The organism is Bathymodiolus thermophilus thioautotrophic gill symbiont (genome assembly GCF_003711265.1).
GTDB lineage: Bacteria > Pseudomonadota > Gammaproteobacteria > PS1 > Pseudothioglobaceae > Thiodubiliella.
On sequence record NZ_CP024634.1, the window covers coordinates 1441285 to 1461380 of the forward strand.

The 20096-nt window shown below is 43.1% G+C and carries 1 protein-coding gene (running past one end of the window); it reads left to right on the top strand.

Annotation, left to right across the window (positions count from 1 at the left end):
• Positions 1-152 precede the first annotated feature (152 nt).
• Positions 153-20096 carry the 5' portion of a C80 family cysteine peptidase gene (locus MS2017_RS05340; RefSeq protein ID WP_122951510.1) on the top strand. Its footprint extends 7686 nt past the window's final position, so the window shows 19944 of its 27630 coding nt (coding positions 1-19944); the start codon lies at positions 153-155; its stop codon lies off the right edge, out of view.

Consider the following 20096-nt stretch of genomic DNA (forward strand, 5'->3'; position numbering starts at 1 on the left):
AAAAAGGAAAACAAGAGCAATTCTACACTAGGAACAATATTTATGACACACAACCCTTCTTACAAAAAAAATATAAGTTATTATAGAAACACAAGTTATTATCAAAAACCCACTTTTAACCCTCTATATTCACCCACAAACCCAAGGCTCCCATGGGCTCCGTAGTAAACATATTCAGATCCGTTGTCGACAGCATTGTATACTTTGTAACCGGCAGTTATGTTGGAGATGATGGCGATAACACACTAACTGCGCTTGGTTTTGCCGTATGGGGGGATGGTGTTTATATGCATGGGGGGAATGACACGGTCTATGCTGCCAGTTTAAAGCTTGATGTTTATGACACTTGGGGAGACTTGAGTATTTATGGTGCTGCTGGCCTTATGAATATCAATAAAAGCGATTGGGGCAATATGTCTGTGACGGGTCTTTCTGGGGCAATGACTTTGCGACATACGGGTCGATCGGGCAATATTAATTTTGATGGTGCAGCGGCAAGTAACGATGTGTATCGTCATGGCAATACAGGTAATATTTCATTTTTAGGTATTGGTATTTCAAATAGGGTAATCAACGATGTCAAGTATGGCAATATTGATTTCACAGGTGCCGGTATGTCGAATGTGGTGGAACGACGAGGTGGAGAGCGTGGCACTATTCATTTCAAAGGCGCTGGTGCGTTAAACAAAGTTACCAACACTGCCAACCAAGGCAATATTTATTTCAGTGGCATAGGTGCTTACAACAAAGTAGAGCGACGAGGCATTTCAGGCAACATTGTTTTCACAGGTGCAGGCTTTTACAACAAAGTGACCAATATTACGCACCAAGGCAACATTAACTTTAGAGGCATTGGTGGATACAACAAAGTAGAACGACGAGGCGGATACAAAGGTAATGTCTTCTTCAAAGGTGTAGGCGTAGGTAATCATGTTATCAATACAGCTGAATATGGCAACACCGACTTTATTGGTGGTGGCGGTGCCAATGTTGTCAAACATTCTGCCAATGGCAACCTTTCGTTTAAAGGCATTGGCATTATCAACAAAGTTGATCACACAGGGGATTATGGCAATATGACCTTTATAGGCGGTGGCGGTGGTAACTTTATTACCCGTTCTGGTATAAAAGGCAATGGAGATTTAACCATCTTAGGTGGTGGCAATATCGTTACTTGGTCAACAGATGGCAAATTAAAAGCAAAACTCGGCGGCTTCCGTTTAAACAAAATAGACAGATACGGTCGTGGCGATACAAATTTAATACTTATCTCTCTAGGCAATATCGTCAATGTAGATGTTAGCAAAGGTGATTTAAGTTTGACAGGTATTGGCATAGCCAATATTGTTACCTACAAAGGACACGGCACCTTAAGTGCTGAATTGTTCGGTGGTGCCAATATCATCACCAGAGAGGGCACTGGAGATTCCATACTCCATCTTTTGGCTGGTGCCAATGTCTTCACTGACTTTTCTACAGGCGATATTAGCGGCTCTTTACTCGGCGGTTTAAATGTGGTTACCAAAGACGGCAATGGCGACATTAACATATCTATGTATGGCGGTGGCAATGTCCTTACCCACATCGGCGATGGCGATATTCAAACCAGAATGCTTGGTGGTGCCAATGTTATTACCAAATCAGGTAATGGCGATATAATAGCCCTGTTGTTCGGTCTTGCCAATGTCGTTACCCACATCGGCAATGGCAATGTTTATTTACTTATGCTAGGCATAGGCAACATTGCCACCAAAGTCGGTGATGGCGATGTTATTGTCGGTATGTTTGGCACTGGCAATGTCCTCACCCATGTCGGCAACGGCATGACTGCTGCATTAATGATATCCACAGGTGCTAACTTTTTCACCAAAGTTGGCAACGGTGCTACATTGGCAGTTATGTTTTCATTAGGGGGTAATATTTTTACCCACATTGGCGATGGTCCAAGTGCTGTATTGATGATAGGGGGACAAGCCAATATCTTTACTAAAATTGGCAACGGCGCCTCAGTCGCAATCATGCTTGCAGGCACTGCCAATGTTTTCACCCATATTGGCAACGGCTTTAGTGCCGCTTTAATGATAGGCGGATGTACCAATGTCTTTACCAAAGTTGGCAATGGCACCACCTTAGCAACCATGATTGGAGGGGGTAATATTTTTACCCATATCGGCAATGGATTCTCAGTTGCATTTGCCGTTGGTGAAGCCAATATTGTTACCAAGATTGGCGCAGGCAATCTAATAACAGCCGCCATCGGTCAAGCCAATATTGTGACCCATATTAACTTAGCAGGCAGCAGCGATGGCAACACCGTTAGCCTAGTAATAGGCCAAGCAAACATCGTTACCCGAATCTCTTCATTGGCAGACTTTAGCGTTACCGTGTCCCCACTTGACGCCATCGTTTCAGACCCCGTTTTAGAAAGACATCGTCTGTTCCCAAGAGGAGACATCTTTTCTGCCCCACAAAAATTCTTAGAATCAGGCTTTGACGCACTCAAAGCCACTGGCGCTGCATTACTCGGTAGCAACAACGAAGGCAGTATGGTCACATTTGCTGTAGGCCGAGCCAATATCATTACCCATGTCGGTAATGGCGCTATGCTAGGTGTTGGCATTGGCGATGCTAATGTCATCAGCAAAGTCGGTCTCGGTCAAACCATACAAGCTGGCATCGGTCGACTTAATATACTCACCTCAGTTGGCGACAACGACAGTTTGCAAATTGGCATTGGCGAAGGCAATTTGATAACCAAAGTCGGCTCTGGCCACAGCGCAATGGTTGCCATCGGCAAAGCCAACATTACCACCAAAGTCGGCGACGGCTTCCATGTCGGGCTTTCCATCGGTAAATTCAATGTCAACACCCTTGTTGGCGATGGCATCGCCGTCAACGCTTTGATTGGCAAATACAACCTCAACACCCGCGTCGGACACGGCGTTAATGTCGCTGTTATGAAAGGCGATTACAACATCAATGTACGCTATGGCGATGGTATGAATGTCGCCTTAGCCGCAGGCAAAGGCAATATCACTGTCAAAATCGGCGACGGCGATTTCTACGGCGCTATGATTGAAATACGCACCAACAAACAAAGCGTTACCGCCAAAATGAAAGCCCTAATGCAAGGCATGCTGTCTAACTTAAAAGAAACCGCCAAAAGTGTCTTAGTCAGCCAAACCATCGGCACAGTCATCAACGGCGATGAAGCAGACACAACCAAACTCCGTGGCACCAGCCACTCCACCCCCAAAACAAAAACTGAGTACACCCAAAATGTAAACTCTGCCAACAAAGACATTGACCAATCACAATACCAAGACACAGACGCCAACGAAGATTCAGATATAGACACCCAATCAAGCAAAGACAAACAAACCGTCAACACTTTAAAATCCGACACACGAGTCAACGAAGAAGACGCCAATCATGACGCACAAACAGTAACAGCCTTTTTAAACAATAACAACAATAGTTTAATACCAACTCAAAGACAAGGACAAGGACAAAGTCAAACACATTCCACCGGACTCGACGAACTAAACCAAAGTGGACAAAGCGATTACCACAACAGTTATACACAATTCGGCAACACCGACAAAATAACAAACGGTGCCAATCAAGACATTGAAAACAGCAAAGGTGGCATTGACAAAAGCAAAAGCAAAACACAACAAGAGCTCAACAATGTCAAACAACGCAACCAAAAGAATCAATTACACCAACAAAAGGAACAACAAGGCGTCAGTCAACGCTTGGGCGATGCCCATCTAAAAAATCAAGAAATCGGCAGCAAAGCCATCAAGCAAAAAGGACCTGCCTTAGTTGCCATGAAAGTCTATCCAACAAGCCAACACCCAGCCACCAAAAGTGTTTTTGAAATAGGCGACAAAGTCATGATTGCCTTAACCATGGACAGAGCCATGAAATACCAAGAAGGCAAAGCAAAATACGCTGCCGACTCCAAGGTCATCATCAACGGCTTGATCTTCTCCCTTTGTGCCAACAAAGGGTTTGCCGACCCCTCTACCAATCCAGATGAAATCACAGTAAAAAACACACAATTAATCTTTGAACACACCGTCCAAATCAACGATGCCTTTACCCAAGGCAAAAGTTTTGCCATTCAATCCTTCTCCGATCTCATCATCAGTGGCATCTCTGACAACGACGGCTATCCGCCTACTTTTACCAACATCATTTACCCCATCTCACTCAACAACACCATTGCCACTAAATTTGACCAACGCAACTTAAGTGTATCTGGCAATACATTCCAAGGTTATACCATTAGCAAAGAATCAAGCGATGCCTCTTGGAATACCGATGCCTTTTCTCAAGAAAGTTTTGTCGGCGATGGCTATGCCATTTTTACCCTAAACGCCACCTCTGCCAGAAAAGGCTTGATGCTCGGCCTGTCCACCGACAACCCAGATGGCAGTTACAAAACCATTGAACACGCCGTTTTTATTCACAACAACAAAATAAAAGATGTCCGCAACAACAACACCAAATACACCGATTTAAATTATCGCTACCAAGCAGGTGACCAAATTAAGATTGAACGCCACGGCACCACCATTCGCTATTACCACCTCGACCACAACGGCAACACCCTCCGCATACTCGCCACCCAAACTGGCATATCCGCCACCTCAGCACTACACATTGACACCTCCATTAAAGACAAAAACCTTACTCTTACCCATGTAAAGCTAGTCAAGGGACTAAGCAACATAAGCCCATACACCATAGATGTACACGCACCAAAACCCATTGCCGATGCTTGGCACATAAAAGGCGAAACCAGCCACACAGACAACACAAGTAACACAGACAATACAGGCAACGCAAACAACATCCTAACCATTGGCGATAAAATCAAAGTAACCCTCACCTTAAATGAAGCCGTTACCTTAGCCAAAGTTGGCAGCAACAAAATTATGATTGCTGGTAAAGCCTTCTTATTAACCGGTGAAAACAACACCAGCACCAACACCCTAGAATTTGTCTATACCATTCAAGCAAACGACACAATAGGCACCAAAGACTTTAATATCGATAACCAATACGACATCACCCTAACTGATGTTAAAGACACAGACGGCAACAACATCGACTTCAGCAGTATCACCAGCCCCATACAATTCTCCAAAACATCACTTGACACCAATTTTGATATCGGCGGTGGCAACAGAATAACCCGCACCAACGACATTTATGAAAAAACCTCTGGCGCTGGCTGGAATGCCGATGTTACCTCTGCCAAAGGCTTTGTTAACGACGGCTATGTCATCGCCAAAATTGGCGCCCTTGGCAAAAGCATGATGCTTGGACTCTCCAGTGACGACACCGACAATTCTTACGGCAGCATAGATTATGCTTTGTATGCAGATGGCGGCATCGGCAGTAAGTTTGTCATCTATGAAAATGGCGATCGTGAAAAAGACACCGGTGTTGCTTATGCCATTGGCGACTATATGAAAGTCGTTCGTTCAGGCACCAGCATAAAGTATTACCACATCAAAGCCGCCGACGGCCCCCTTGCCAAAGGCACTTTACTTTACACCTCCAAAAAAACCTCAAATGCCAACACCCAATTGTTCTTAGACAGCGCCTTTCTCAGCGTAGGTGCCAAATTATCAGCAATGCAAATATTCAGCAACAATCATCTGCCATTCTCAGTAGATGTTTACGCACCCAAACCCATCAGCACCAACGCATGGCAAATAGACACCACAACCGCCGATAACAACGGCGTCTTCACCCTCGGCGATAAAATCAAATTAACCCTCACCATAGACGAAGCCGTAACCTTAGCCAAGGTTGGCAGCAACAAAATTATGATTGCTGGCAAAGCCTTCTTATTAACCGGTGAAAATGGCACCGTTACCAACACACTGGTATTCACTTACACCGTTCAAATCAACGACAAAATTGACGCTCAGTACTTTAACATCAGCAACAAAAACGACATTATTCTCAACAATGTCACAGACAGCGACGGCAACAACATTAATTTTGACAGCATCACCTACACCACCCCCGTCAAACTGTCTAACACCTCACTTGACAACAACCTAACCATCAGCAATGATAAACGCATCACCCTAACCAACGGCGTTTATGAAAAAACCACCAATGCCGGCTGGAACAGCGATGTAACCTCCACCAAAGGCTTTGTTAACGACGGCTATGTCATCGCCAAAATTGGTGCCCTTGGCAAAAGCATGATGCTTGGGCTCTCCAGTGACGACACCGACAATTCTTACGGCAGCATAGATTATGCTTTGTATGCAGATGGCGGTATCGGCAGTAAGTTTGTCATCTATGAAAATGGCGATCGTAAAAAAGACACCGGTGTTGCTTATGCCATTGGCGACTATATGAAAGTCGTTCGTTCAGGCACCACCATAAGGTATTACCACATCAAAGCCGCTGACGGTCTTCTTGCCAAAGGCACTTTACTTTACACTTCCAGCAAAACCTCAAATGCCAACACCCAATTGTTCTTAGACAGTGCCTTTCACAGCATAGGTGCTAAGTTATCAGAGATGCAAATATTAAGTGGCAACAAACCCACTCTTTCCGTCGATGTTTACGCACCAAAACCCACTACCAACGCTTGGCACATAGACTGCGAACCCGCCAACAGCAAAGGCATCTTTACCATTGGCGATACCATCAAAGCAACACTCACTTTAGACAAACGCGTTACCCTTGCCAATGTCGGTCGCAATAAAATCGTGGTTGCTGGCAAAGAATTCCTTTTAACAGGTACCAACGGCACCGTTACCAATACCTTAGATTTTACCTACACCATTCAAGCCAACGACAAACTGATTGCCACCAGTATGCGTTACGATGTTCTTTTAACAGGCGTGGTAGATGACAAAGGCAATTCAGTGGATATGAGCAATGCCACCAGCCCTGTTGGACTGAGCAACAAATTGATTGACACCGACCTTGTTATTAACACCAAACCTCTTATTGCCAGTTTTCATTCATTTGTTTTGCCTAACTTGAGTACCATAACACACACTGATGGCGTGTATGAAAAAATCCTTGCAAGCAATTGGAATACCAATGTCACTTCCGCCAAAGGCTTTACCAATGATGGCTATGCCATCGCCAAGATTGGCTCCCTTGGCAAACACATGAGAGTAGGGCTCTCAAGTGTCAATACCAACAACAGCACCCATAATATGGATTATGCTTTGTATGTGTCCGACAATACCTTTTTAATCTATGAAAAAGGTCATTACAAAAAAGACACACAAGTGAGTTATGCCGTTGGCGACTATATAAAAATCGCCAGATCAGGCAGTACCATCAAGTACTACCACATTAAGGCAGCTGACGGCGCACTTGCCAAAGGCACCTTACTCTACACTTCAAACAACACCTCAAATGCCAACACCCAATTGTTTTTAGACAGTTCTCTTTATGGTGCAGGTGCCAAATTATCAAACATGCAAATATTTAGTGGCAGTCATGTGGCATTTTCAGTGGATGTTTACGCCCCCAAACCCACCAAGGACGCTTGGCACATCAGTGGTACTGTTAACGACCAAGGTGCTTTTGCCCTTGGCAATGAAATTAAAATAACCCTAAACATCGATGAAGCCGTTACCTTAGCCAAAGTTGGCAGTAACAAAATCATTATTGCTGGCAAAGAATTCCTCTTAACCGGCACCAATGGCACCGTTACCAAAACCTTAGAGTTTGCTTACACCGTTCAACTTAACGACAAAATCAACAGCGCCTTTTTGATTGACAACAAAGACGACATTGTCTTAACCGACATCAAAGACACAGACGGCAACAGCATCGACTTTGGCAACCTCTCTAACGGCATAGACATCACCCCCAACAGCCAAAACCTTGCCCTTAACAACAAAGGACTGGCAACAATCACCACCAACATCACCCGCTGGTATGCCAACAACACCAACAGCAACATTCAACGCATGACCGATGGCAACACCCGTGCAAACGGTGCACTAGATTATGCCACACATCCAAAAAATGCCGATGGCAAACACATCTTATTTGATTTTAAAGGGGTTAATTACAACAACGGCAGTTTTAAGTTGTATAACCGCAAAATCCTAACCAGTAGAATCAACGGCTCAGTCGTTGAGTTCCTCAAAGACGGCGTCGTGGTTTCCATCCGCACCATCAGCGATGCTGGCAATGTTATTGAAATCACCCCCAGCAGCGACATTGTCTTTGATCAAGTCAAACTCACCTTTAGTGGCGATTTACAAAACTTCCGTGAAGTTGAAATCTTTGGCAAAAACGCCAGCCTATCAATAGACGCTGGCGCCCCAGAGCCCCTAAAACATAACGCTTGGCGTATCAATAGAGACATTGCCGATAGCGGTGGCGCCTTTACCGTTGGCAATGAAATCAAAGTAACCTTACGCTTAGACGAAGCCGTTACCCTCGCCAAAGTTGACAGCAACAAAATCACCATCGCCAACAAAGACTTCTTCTTAACAGGCACCAACGGCGATACCACCAAGACCCTAACATTCACTTACACCGTACAAGCCAATGACAACATCAACGCCGAAGATTTTAACATCAACAGTAAAAAAGACATTGTCCTAAATGACATCAAAGACACCGACGGTAACAACATCAACTTCAGCAGTATTACCGGCGCCGTCTCACTCGCCAATGCATCCCTTAACACCGACTTTGTCATTGGCGGTAATAATAGAATAACCCACATCAACGGCGTTTACAAAAAAACCGCCAACGCCAACTGGAATGCCGATGTCGCCTCCACCAAAGGTTTTGTTAACGACGGCTATGTCATCGCCAAAATTGGCGCATCCAACAAAAAAGTAATGCTCGGCCTATCAAGCAACAACAGCAACAATTCTTACGACAGCCTAGATTACGCCCTATACGCCGACCCCGGCACCAACAAGACACTTATTGTCTATGAATCCAGCGAACGCATATACTGCACAGGCGTAACCTACGCCAAAGGCGACTACATGAAAGTCGTTCGCTCAGGCACCAGCATAAAGTATTACCACATCAAAGCCGCCGACGGCCCCCTTGCCAAAGGCACTTTACTTTACACCTCCAAAAAAACCTCAAATGCCAACACCCAATTGTTCTTAGACAGCGCCTTCCACGATGTCGGCGCCACATTGTCAGAAATGCAAATATTTAGCGGCAACTATTCAGCACTCTCCATCGATGTACACGCCCCCAAACCCATCACAAACGCCTGGCACACCAACAGCATACCCAACAACAACAACAGCAGCACCAACGACAACGATAACGATAACAACAACGACAACAACACCAAAAAAAGCAAAAACATAAGCAAAGGCGTCTTCACCCTCGGCGATCAAATCAAAGTAACCCTAACGCTAGATAAACGCATCACCCTCGCCAATGTCGGCAAGAACAAAGTCATCATTGCCGGCAAAGAATTCCTCTTAACAGGCGTCAACGGCAAAATCACCAACATCCTAGAGTTCGCTTACACCGTTCAAGTCAACGACAAAATTGATACCGCCTTTCACATTAACAACAAAAACAACGACATTGTCCTAATCGACATCAAAGACACAGACGGCAACAACATCAACCTTAGCAAGGTTCCCAACAGCATAGACATCATCCCCAACATACAAAACCTAAGCCTCAGCAAACAAGGATTGGCAACCATCAGCACCAATGTTAGCAGTTGGTACACCGATGACGCCGCCACCAACATTCAACGCATGACCGATGGCAACACCAGTGCAAGCGGTGCCCTAGATTATGCCACACACCCCATGCATGCCGACGGCAAACACATTTTGTTTGATTTTGGCGCAGCCAACTACAGCAACGGCAGTTTTAAACTCTACAACCGCGAAAGTTTCACCAACAGAATCAACGGCTCAGTCGTTGAATTCCTCAAAGACGGCGTCGTGGTACTCAGCCGCACCATCAGCAATGCCGGCAACATTGTCACCATCACCCCCGCAACCTATGTTATCTTCGACCAAGTCAAACTCACCTTTAGCGGCGATGCACAAAACTTCCGTGAAATTGAAATCTTTGGCAAAAACTCAAACCTATCCATCGATTCCGGCGCCCCAGAACCCCTAAAAAACAACGCTTGGCACATCAACAGAGATGTTGCCGACAGCAACGGCGAATTCAATGTTGGCGATGAAATCAAAGTAACCCTAACCCTAGACGAAGCCGTTACCCTCGCCAAAGTTGGCAGCAACAAAATTATTATCGCCAACAAAGCCTTCTTCCTCACAGGCACCAACGGCACAACCACCAACACATTAGAGTTCACCCACACCGTTACAATCAACGACCAAATCAACGCCAAAGATTTTGACATCGACAACAAAAACGACATCATTCTCATCGATGTCAAAGACACACACGGCAACAACATCAACTTCAGCAACATCACCCGCTCCATAGAACTCGCCAACATCCCCCTTGACACCAACTTTAACATTAACAACAGCAACGCCAACGACAACAACAATAGCAACAACATAATCCACACCGGCAACCTCTACGAAAAAACCGCCAACACCGGCTGGAACACCAACATCACCTCCGCCAAAGGCTTTACAGACAATGGCAGCGTTATCGTCAAAATAGGCAGCAACAACAAAGCCCTAATGGTTGGATTGTCTACCAACAACAACAGCGACAGCAACAACAATAATAACGACAACAACAACCCAACAACAAGTTTTGCCATCCACATCAACAACACCGGCAACATCAACGCCGTCTACGAAAACAACCAATGCGTCAAAGAATTCCCCACCGACCAATACCTCTACTCAGCAGGCGATTATCTAAAAATAGAACGAGACAACACAACCATAAACTACTACCTCATCAAAGCCAACGACCAAGCAACCAAAGGCACCTTACTCTACACCTCAAGCCAAATCTTAAGCGCCAACACCAAACTGTTCTCAAACAGCGCCTTACACGACATCGGCGCCCAAATATCCAACATCCAAATGTTTGACGACAACAAATCCTCACTCTCAATAAAAGCCAAAATGTCCACCTCAACAACCAACCCTCTAGGCGACAACGACACCTTCGACCAAACCTCTGGCAATTACCAACTTAACAACAACTCTAGAACAGGCACCTCCACCAATAACAACAACCCCAACAATCCCAATAACCCCAACAACCCCCAAAACACCCAAGAAGAACAAAACACCCAAACAGCACAAAAATGGTTCAAACCCACAATCAATCACCACTTCTTCCAAAACTTACCCTCCTCCCAAAACTTACCCTCCTCCCAAGCACCTCAAATCTTTATCATCACCGGCCTATCCAACGCAAATGTTGACCTAGCAATGCAACTCAAAACAAAACACGACATTGTCATCTACTACAACACCACCACCAACCAAATAGAATACCTCTACGGCCAAGAAAACGACATCGAAGTAACCCGCATAGAATACCACATCATCGCCAACGGCAAATCCATCAACACCCTAGTTGAAGACACCCTCAACAACACCTACACCGTCAACACCGACGACGACCCCGACGACGACATCGACACCCAAGCCATCGTCGCCCAACTACAACAAGCCATCACCACCAACAGAGCCAACACCAGACTCCACGCAAACTGGCTCACCAGACACAGTTTCGCAAAAAGAGGCCTACCCTTCACCCCAACCCCAACAACCCCCAACACCCAACCCAGCACCCAACCCAATACCCAGCCCAACCCCCAATCCACCCAAAAAACATCCAAATACCAAAGCAACATCATCGTCCAAAACAGCAACGACCCCACCGTCATCGAAGCAGCCAACGCCTTATTCAACAAACACCCCACCACCAGCATCCTCGTCAAATTCGACCAAAACGGCAACCTCATCACCCTCAAAGGCGCCCCCTACACCCCCACAGGCGACACCCGCATTAACTTTGTCGACCACGGCACCAACCTAAGCCAAGAAGGCGCACAATCACTCGCAAACAAAGCCCAAACACTCCACCAAACCTACAGCAACACCAACACTAACATCAAACGCATCGCTTTGGTGGGATGTGACACTGATGGCGTCAATCAATCTCTGGCCAAAGTGTTTGCTAAGACGATTTACAGAGACACTCCAGCGCTTAAAAATGCTGAAGTTACTGGCAGAAAAGGGCAAGTGCAAGTGAACAAGGAAGGTACTAAGACCATGACGACAGGCGGCTCCAAAACGATTTATAGTTGGAATGAAGAAGTTGAGGGGAATATTAAAGAAAGAACAGAAACGGTTAAAAGCCATAGTGATGATTTAGAAAATCCGTTGGGTAAATTTGATGATGAAATAAAGGCAATAGAGGTATTGCTTAAAAAGGAGTCAATTGATGAAGACGCCAAAGAAGTCTTGACTGATGCCCTTGAGGAATACAAGCGTGCAAGGAAAGAATTTACAATGGATCGTTATGAATCTGGCATTGTTATGGTGCAATCAGCTGCGTCCAAATTACAGGATTTAAAAGAATGCCAAGATGTTGAAATTAAAAAACAATTGGATCGAATTCTTGACTTTACCCATGCTCAAATCAGTGCGGTAGATTCTTGGGAAAGAGAGCAACTTTCCTCCGGTGTCAATAAGTTCTTAAGTGCAGCTAGAAATGAAATGAAAGGGTGGCATTTTTCACAAGCCATTACTAGGTACAAGAGGTTTTTACAATATCAAGAAAATCACCCTAGGAAGGAAGCCAATCTACAAAAAATGGAAGAGCAACAAGACAAGCTTCTAAAAGGAATAAAAGAAACAGCCTGGTATATGCTAGATAAAGTTGACCATGCGCTTACTCAAGAGAATTTAGAAATTGAAAAAATTGAGCCATTGGAAGGACTCATAAGATTCTTAAAAAATCATTTAGATTTTTTTGATGACGATATGCAAGATGCAATAAAAACCACAAATTCATCAATTGCCCAAGCAAGATTGCAAACATGGGGACAAGATAAAATAGTAGATTCGTATGAAGCACCACCCATTGGTTACGATGCCAGAGTTATCGTACAGTTAGAAGATGATCGTGTTGTTGCCGAAAGTGTGGCGAGCCTAGCAGGCAAACATTTTAAACAATCCACACTTATTCAAATGAATAGAGATGGCAGTTATCGAACCATACACGGACCCAAGTTGGAGGATATAAAAGGCAATGTTAAGGTTGTATTTGATGGGCATGGTGACAGACACAACAAAACGATGGGAGGGAGAAGCGCTGATGACATAGTAGAACATGTTATTCTTTTAAGGGGAAAATTAACTGGAGGGGCAACTATCGCAACAGTTGCCATAAAAGGGTGTGATGCAGGACCTGATTACGGGAAAGATGTTTTAATTGGCCTTAATGAAAACAATCTTAGACCCAGGGTTACTTCTAGAAATAGCGTTGCAAAAACAGGCAATTCAGGTAGGCAGTCAATTGGTGGACTCTATCACTTTGATGAAAACAAAACTGCCTGGCAATATGATGAAAATAATAAAATAGTTACCGTCGCCCCTTATTCAGATGAGCAGTATCACATGACTGTTTCTGTTGACAAAAATGGTTTGTTAAGCGTAGTTCAAACACACGAAAATAAGCCTTGGGAAACCTTTGAAGGTGAGTTAAAAGTGCGCGTTTGGGCTGGTGATTATGATGACACTTTGAGTGCGTTGAAGCTTTTTCAAGGTAAATTGAAAGAACAAGGTGCTTCAATGAAGCAAATAAATATAAAAACGGGAGCAGATGGAGTAGATTGGGCTGACAAGTTTAATGTATTTACTTATGCTGAACATATAAGGAAAATGAGTGATGAGACGGATGCAAATGTTTTATCACATAGCGTTTCTGATTTTCATGAAGGCACTGCTGTTGTTAATTACAAAGATGCACCAAGTCATGAGAGAGTGGCTCTTACTCCAGAATATGCCATTAGATTTACAGATGACAACCCATCAAATCTTGTTAGCTTTTCTTACAGCGATTACAGTCATCCTGTATTTGATATGTCAACAACACCTGATGCTAACATTAGGTTGAGCATTGATGTTAGCACTGGGGAGTATATCAATGAAGAGGTGTTACTACAACTACAAAGTGCACAAGAAGCAGCTGGAAAATTCGCTATTTCTGGTGTGGAAATTATTACAGAAGAAAGCGACCCAGTACTTATGCAAGATTACAAAAATCTGGTTGACTATCTCTCTAAAGAACTTAAGGTTAAAGTTGAAGTATGTCGCTATAGAAGTGACAACGAACCTGATCGTGAATTATGGCTATCAAAAAACCCCAAAGATTCCAAAATAAAAGTACATCACCTAGCCGAAACCACTTCTCACCAAAACACTCCTATACACAACTGGAGTGACTTAAGTCAAGAGCAAATTGACAAACTAGCCACTGAATCCCAAAAACCCAAACCCAGCCTAGCCAACCACGACCACCAAGTCCTCATTCAAACCGAAGCTGATGACAATGTTAAAGACAACACCTCAAGACTCGCCTCTAAACACCCCACACAAACCACCATCGTGCAAATGCAAAAAGACGGCACCTACAAAGTAGTTTACGGCGCTAAACTTGAAAATATTACAGGCAGAGTCAAAATGGTGGCTGTAGGTTACGGCAGAGAAAAAAACGGCGCCCAAACGCTAGGCGGTAGAAATGAAAGTGAATTAAGCGACAACATACTCACCCTCAAACGAGACCTAAACCCAACCAATACCACAATAGGGCGCACCAGCCTTGTAGCTTGCAACCTAGAAAGCAACAATCCCACCAATAATCCTGACAGCCAATACGGCAAACAAGTCATCCAAAGACTCCATCAAGGTGGCATTAATGGTGATTTAAGCGTTAGAAGTAGTTATGTTGGCATTCAACCAGACGGCACAAAAGTTACCTCAAATACAGGGGTGGACAATTGGAAACACAAAGACAGCGAAGCCAAAACTGTTTATAGTTATGACAAAAATGGCAAAGTAGAAAGTAAAGTATATGACGGCAACGGTGTGCTGGTTAAATACAACGGACAACATTTGGACGGCACAAGATACAAAAGCAATGTCATTGTCCAAAATAGCGACAACGCTACTGTCGCTGAAGCCGCTAATGCCTTGTTTAACAAACACCCCAATACCAGTGTTATCGTCAAATTCGACCAAAACGGCAATCTTGTTACTCTAAAAGGCGAGGCCTACACCCCAACAGGTGATATTCGTGTTAATTTTGTTGATCACGGTGTTAATTTAACGCAAGAAGGTGCACAATCATTAGCAGACAAAGCCAGAATACTTCAACAAACTTACGGCAATAGCAACACCAAAATCAAACGCATGGCTTTGGTTGGATGCGACACCGATGGCGTTGACCAAGCCCTAACCCGAAACTTTGCCAACGCTGTTTATAATGATATGCCCGCCTTAAAACAGACAGAAATTACTGGCAGAACAGGGCAAGTGCAAGTCAATGATAATGGCACCAAGACCATGACAACAGGCGGTACTAAAACGATTTATAGTTGGGATAACGACGGAGGGGGAATCGCCCAAAAAACGGAGACGGTTAAGAGCTATAGCGATAGTTTAGAAAATCCATTAGGCAAGTTTGATGACCAAATAAAAGAAATAGATGCGCTTCTCAAAATAACACCAATGAGCGAAAGCACTAAGAAAATTTTGACCGACACTCGCAATGCTTTTAGCGATATAAATTATATTTATCAAACAGCACCTAGCTCAATAGAACACATCATGGGTCTTATGGCAAAACATGGGCTGGAATTAAAAGCATATTTGGATGAACACAAAGATACTCAGGTTAAAGAAAGTTTAGAGGCATTTCGTGATTCTTTAAACGCTCAGTGCGCCGATTTACAATTTGAAATAGAAACCCGACTGAACGAAGAATTTTCAAATATTCTTAAAGAGAAATCTGAGAATCAGGTTTTAAAACTTATTGCCTTTCATGAAAAATTGCCAAGCAAAACAAATCAACATTCTCAATTAGCATGGCTGACATACCAATCTTTAGAAAAAATGAAAAGAGCAGCGAGTAACACACTGAGCAAAATGGAAGACAGGGTAAGTACACTCGACGCTTTGAGTGGTGAAGAGAAAATCAGAGTTTTGGCGGAGGTTAGTAAGCATATAAATGATTTGTATGAGAATTTAGAATATTTTAAAGAGGCAGTCCAAACTAAAATAAAAGAGTTTAAAACAAAAACCTTGCCACTCTTGGAATTAAGCACATGGGATAAGGAAAAAGTAGTAGATGTATATCGTGTGCCGCTCGTTGATGATAATGCTTTTAGAGTTGTTGTGCAGCTATCAAATAATATTGCCTACGGTGCATCAACTTTGGCAAGCAAACATTTTGGCAATTCCACACTTATTCATATGGATGAATATGGCAATTACCGAGTTGTGTATGGGTCTGAATTAGAAAGCATACCAGACGGCACGGAGGTTAAGTTTGAGATTTTAGGTCATAGCAACGCTGTCAAAAAGACGATGGGAAAAAGAACAGCTGCCGATATGGCAAAAAGTATTCTTGATTTAAAGGCACATATTCCCAAGACTGTAGATGTTACAGCGGTTTCTTTAAAAGGGTGTTCTGCGGGGGTTGATTACGGGAAAGATGTTTTAATTGAATTTAATAAAAAAAACTTCAAACCCGTAGTTAGTTCTAAACTTAGTACAACAGAAATGCACCCATTTGGCAGAACATTTACTTCTAGAGTCTATCATTCTGAGGATAACAGAACTGCCTGGAAATACGATGAAAACGATAAAATAGTCGCCGTACCTTATTCAGATGAGAAGCACCATATAGTTCTTTTTATTGATGAAGAAGGTAATCCAAAAGTAATTAAAACACACGACAATAAAGATTGGAAAAAATTTAAAGGTGAGCTAAGGGTGAAAGTTGTGGCTGAAAACTTCCCAAGCGCACCGGATGCATTGAAAGATTTCCAGGCTCAACTGAAAACTCAGGGCGCCAAAATGAGTCAAATTGATATAGAGACGGGAGGGAAGGATTGGTTTAAAGGGCGACCAAACAACACACTGCGTACCTATGGGAATATAACGAGATTAATGAGTGGATTCATTGAGTCAAATATTACATTGCGTGTTGACTCTGGACCTTATAGTGGCACAACTATTTTTGGTTACAAAGATGCGCCTCATCGAGAAATAGTGGCGCATGGTCCAGAATATGTTGTTAGTTATTCAGATGAATGGAAAAATAATTACATTGCTTTTGACTATAATAGATACAACATCCCTCTTTTTTGTATGCCAATAAAATCTTATGCTGATGTTGTGCCATATATTTATATTGCTGAAAGTCACACAAAAGAAATGGTGTTGTCGCAGCTACAAAAAGCAAAAAAAGAGGCTGGTGAGTCCTCTATTCTTAAAGTTGTGGTCATAACAGACCCACGATATTTAATTCCTGAGCAAGAGAGTAAAGATCTGGTTGACTATCTTTCTCAAAAACTTGGCGTTAGAATTGAAAGATTTCACAAAGATACCGATAGCTCTAAACCTAGGTTGTTATTGTCAAAAAACCCTGGAGACTCTGAAGCACAGGTGCATGGCCACCTAGCCGAAACCACCCTCCACCAAGACACCCCTTTGCATAACTGGGATGCCCTAAGCCAAGACCAAATCAACAAACTGGACACAGAATCCCAAAAACCCAAACTCAGCCTAGCCAACCACGACCACCAAGTCCTCATTCAAACCGAAGCTGATGACAATGTTAAAGACAACACCTCAAGACTCGCCTCTAAACACCCCACACAAACCACCATCGTGCAAATGCAAAAAGACGGCACCTACAAAGTAGTTTACGGCGCTAAACTTGAAAATATTACAGGCAGAGTCAAAATGGTGGCTGTAGGTTACGGCAGAGAAAAAAACGGCGTCCAAACACTAGGCGGTAGAAATGAAAGTGAATTAAGCGACAACATACTCACCCTCAAACGAGACCTAAACCCAACCGATACCACAATAGGGCGCACTAGCCTTGTAGCTTGCAACCTAGAAAGCAACAATCTCACCGATAATCCTGACAGCCAATACGGCAAACAAGTCATCCAAAGACTCCATCAAGGTGGCATTAATGGTGATTTAAGCGTTAGAAGCAGTTATGTTGGCATTCAACCAGACGGCACAAAAGTTACCTCAAATACAGGAGTGGACAATTGGAAACACAAAGACAGCGAAGCCAAAACCGTTTATAGTTATGACAAAAATGGCAAAGTAGAAAGTAAAGTGTATGACAACAACGGTGTGCTGGTTAAATACAACGGACAACATTTGGACGGCACAAGATACAAAAGCAATGTCATTGTCCAAAATAGCGACAACGCTACTGTCGCTGAAGCCGCTAATGCCTTGTTTAACAAACACCCCAATACCAGTGTTATCGTCAAATTCGACCAAAACGGCAATCTTGTTACTCTAAAAGGCGAGGCCTACACCCCAACAGGTGATATTCGTGTTAATTTTGTTGATCACGGTGTTAATTTAACGCAAGAAGGTGCACAATCATTAGCAGACAAAGCCAGAATACTTCAACAAACTTACGGCAATAGCAACACCAAAATCAAACGCATGGCTTTGGTTGGATGCGACACCGATGGCGTTGACCAAGCCCTAACCCGAAACTTTGCCAACGCTGTTTATAATGATATGCCCGCCTTAAAACAGACAGAAATTACTGGCAGAACAGGACAAGTGCAAGTCAATGATAATGGCACCAAGACCATGACAACAGGTGGCACTAAAACGATTTATAGTTGGGATAACGACGGAAGGGGAATCGCCCAAAAAACGGAGACGGTTAAAAGCTATAGCGATAGTTTAGAAAATCCATTGGGCAAGTTTGATGACCAAATAAAAGAAATAGATGCGCTTCTCAAAATAACACCAATGAGCGAAAGCACTAAGAAAATTTTGACCGACACTCGCAATGCTTTTAGCGATATAAATTATATTTATCAAACAGCACCTGATTCACTACAACACATCATGGGTCTTATGGAAAAACATAAGCTGGAATTAAAAGCATATTTAGATGAACACAAAGATACTCAGGCTAAAGAAAGTTTAGAGGCATTTCGTGATTCTTTAAACGCTCAGTGCGCCGATTTGCAATTTGAAATAGAAACCCGACTGAACGAAGAATTTTCAAAGATTTCTAAAGGAAAATCTGAGAATCGGACTTTAGAACTGATTGATTTTCATAAAAGATTACTGGATAAAGCAAGTGTGTATTTGGATTTTTACTCTGTGTGGCATGAACATGAAATTTTATATGAAATAAAAAAAACATTGGATGCCACACTAAACAAAGTTGAAGACATAGCAAATAAAGCAAGTTCTTTGGATACTGACGAAAAAATCAAGGCTTTAGCAGAGGCTGATAAATACATAAATTATTTGTATGAATACTCAGAGTATTTTGCAGAAGCAGACCAAACTAGAATAAAAGAGTTTAAAACGAGAACCTTGCCACTCTTGGAATTAAGCACATGGAATAAGGTAAAAGTAGCGAATACTTATTATGTGCCACTCGTTGATAATTCTTTCAGAGTTATTGTGCAGCTATCAGATGACCTTACCCTCAATACAGCAAGTTTGGCAAGCAAACATTTTGGCAATTCCACACTTGTTCAAATGGATAAATATGGCAATTACCGAGTTGTGTATGGACCTGAATTAGGAAGCATACCAGACGGCAAGAAAGTTAAGTTTGAGATTTTAGGCCATGGCAGCGATGTCAAAAAGACGATGGGAAAAAGGACAGCTGCCGATATGGCAAAAAATATTCTTGATTTAAAGGAACATATTCCCAAGACTGTAGATGTTACAGCGGTTTCTTTAAAAGGGTGTTGTGCGGGGGCTGATTACGGGAAAAATGTTTTAATTGAACTTCATAAAGAAAACTTCAAGCCCATCGTTAGCTCTAAACTTGGTTTAGTAGAAATACACCCATTTGGCAGAACATTTACTTCTAGAGTCTATCATTCTGAGGATAACAGAACTGCC